2 protein-coding genes are annotated in these 2,442 nt (G+C 67.8%); one reads left to right on the top strand and one right to left on the bottom strand.

The window, feature by feature from the left end; translation table 11 throughout:
* Positions 1–8: 8 nt before the first annotated feature.
* On the bottom strand, positions 9–1,250 hold the full coding sequence (locus ACNPM4_RS16360; RefSeq protein ID WP_091027550.1) for an ABC transporter substrate-binding protein: 1,242 nt from the start codon (positions 1,248–1,250) through the stop codon (positions 9–11).
* A 189-nt stretch (positions 1,251–1,439) separates the two neighbouring features.
* Here ACNPM4_RS16360 and ACNPM4_RS16355 point away from each other — a divergent pair.
* Positions 1,440–2,442: ROK family protein (locus tag ACNPM4_RS16355; protein ID WP_448986384.1), on the top strand; the 1,003-nt coding region annotated here is incomplete at its 3' end.

Raw genomic sequence — 2,442 nt, 5'->3', positions numbered from 1 at the left:
GGTGCTGCTTACTTCTTGATGAGCGGTGCCGCAGCGGTCGCGGCATCCTTCAGAGCATCCTCCGGGGACTTGTCCCCGAGCAATGCCGCCTGGATCTCGGGAGCGAGCACACCCATCAGCGCCCGCGACGAGGCGTTGAGCTCGCCGACCGTGGTGTCGGGCACGTACTTCTCGACCTCGCCGAGCAGCGGGTCATCCGCGTACAGCGGCTCGGTGGTGCTGAGCGCCGAGAAGAAGCCGGCGGCCTTGAGGTACGGCTCGATGACGTCGGCGCCGGTCGCGTACTCCGCGAACTTCGCCGCGGCATCCTGCGCCTTGGAGCCCTTGAGCACCGAGAGCGATCCGACCGTGCCGTAGGCGACGGTCTCCTTCTCGGTCAGCGGTGCGAGGACCTTGACGTTCTCCTCGCCCCAGAAGGGCAGGACCTCGGGGACCGCGTTGTTCCACGTGCAGGCGACCTTGCCCTGAGCGACAGCCGTCTGCTCGAGCGGGACGTTGGTGGTGAGGGCCTCGGGGTCGAGTGCTCCGGCATCGGCCAGGTCGGTGAGGAAGGTGAGCGCCTTCTCGCCTTCCTTGCTGTCGAAGCCGATGTCGCCGTCCTTCGTGTAGACCTCGCCACCGGCCTGCCACAGCAGCGGGTAGTAGGTGAGGTTCAGGGTGTTCTCGGCGGATGCCGGGTAGTTGAGGGCGTACATCCCCTTCTCCGTGAACTTCGGCGCCATCTCGGCGATGTCGTCCCACGTCTCGGGGTACTCGGTGACGCCGGCGGCCTCGAACGCGGCCGCGTTGCAGAGGAGAGGCTGCGCGCTGGTGAGCAGCGGAGCCCCGAGGATGTCGCCGTCGAGCGTGACCGACTTCTTCACGTTCGGCAGCAGGTCGCCCTGACGCTCCTCGCTCAGCAGGTCGTTGAGCGGCGCGATCGACTTCTGGTACGCCGCGAGCTGGTCGGGGATGAGGTAGACGACATCCGGACCCTTGCCGGCCGCGATCGCCGTCTGGAGGGCCTCGTCGCGGTTGGCCCACGGGAAGATCTCGTACTTGACGTTGATGTTCTCGTTCTTCTTCTCGAAGTCGGCGATCGTCGAGTCCCAGAAGTCCTTGTGCACCGCCTCGTCGGCGATGACCGGGTAGAGCCAGACCGTGATGTCCTGCTCACCCTCTGCGGTGTTGCCTCCGCCGGCCGAACATCCGGCCAACAGGGTGGCGGCCGCGACTCCCGCGGCGACGCCGATGAACTTGCTGACGCGCATGGTGCTCCTTTGCTTGAACCGTGCTGAGTACGGTTCATTATGACACTGGGATGGGATAATTCGTCAAGTACAAGTTCTCAGACGGTTGTTTCAGGCGTGTTTCCCGTTCGAGAACAACAAAGCTTGATCTGAGAATTCGGTGTGCTAATTTGATCGCACCCGACGACGGAGAAGAAGAGGGGGCAGCACATGGCCGTGAACAGTCCACGCTCGATCGTCGCGCGATCGGCTCTGCAGCTGCGCGACGCGGGCCCCGCGACCGTCAACGACCTCTCCCGCTCGCTCGAGATCTCGCGCACGTCGGTCGAGAACGCCGTGACCGCCCTGGGCAACTCCGGACTGATCGTCGACGCTCCGGCGCAGAACGGCGGCGGAGCCGGACGACCCGCCCGCCGCTACTCGTTCCACGCGGCCGCCGGCACTGTGGTCGGCGTCGACATCGGCGTCGCCAGCGTGCGCGTCGTGCTGGCCGACCTCGCCGGAGAGGTGATCGTGCAGCGCAGCTACCCCGGCGTCGCCGAGCAGCCCGACGGCGCCTCCAAACTCGCCGCCGTCATCGACGACGTGCGCCGCACCCTGTCCGACGCCGGGATCCCCGCGTCGAAGCTGCGCGCGGTCGGCGTCTCCCTCCCCGGCATCGTCGATGACGCCGGGCGCGTGACCACCTCGGTCGTCATCCCCGAGTGGTCGGGCATCGACATCGGCTCCCAGCTGCGGCAGGCGTTCGGCTGCCCTGTCGCGGTCGACAACGGCGTGCGCCTCGCCGCCGTGGCGGAACACCACCTGGGTGTCGCACAGCTCGTCGACGACGTCATCTACCTCTCGGTCGGCAACCGCATCGCGATGGGCCTCATCCTCGGCGGTCGCCCGCGGCGCGGCATCCACAACGCCGCCGGCGACATCGGCCGCCTCGCCTTCCGCGGACTGAACACCGAGACCGGTCAGATCTCGTGGCGCACCGCCCCGACCGCCGCCGAGGTGTTCGCTCTGGCGCGTGGCGGAGACGCCGCAGCCCAGCAGGAGCTCGACGGCTTCATCGACGAGCTCGCCCACGGGATCGCGACCCTGACCATGACGGTCGACCCCGCGATGATCGTGATCGGCGGCGGACTCTCCGCCGCTCACGAGCAGCTGCTCGACCCGCTGCGGGCAGCGCTCCCCAGACACCTCGGCCTGCCGTTCCAGGTGCCGC

The sequence above is a fragment of the Microbacterium umsixpiens genome (assembly GCF_053543675.1).
Note: the sequence above shows the minus strand (reverse complement) of the source record. Positions and strands in the feature narration are given on the sequence as shown.

Excerpts from the sequence above, each read along its gene's own strand:
- ACNPM4_RS16360 (WP_091027550.1), bottom strand. The coding sequence starts at position 1,250 with ATGCGCGTCAGCAAGTTCATCGGCGTCGCCGCGGGAGTCGCGGCCGCC.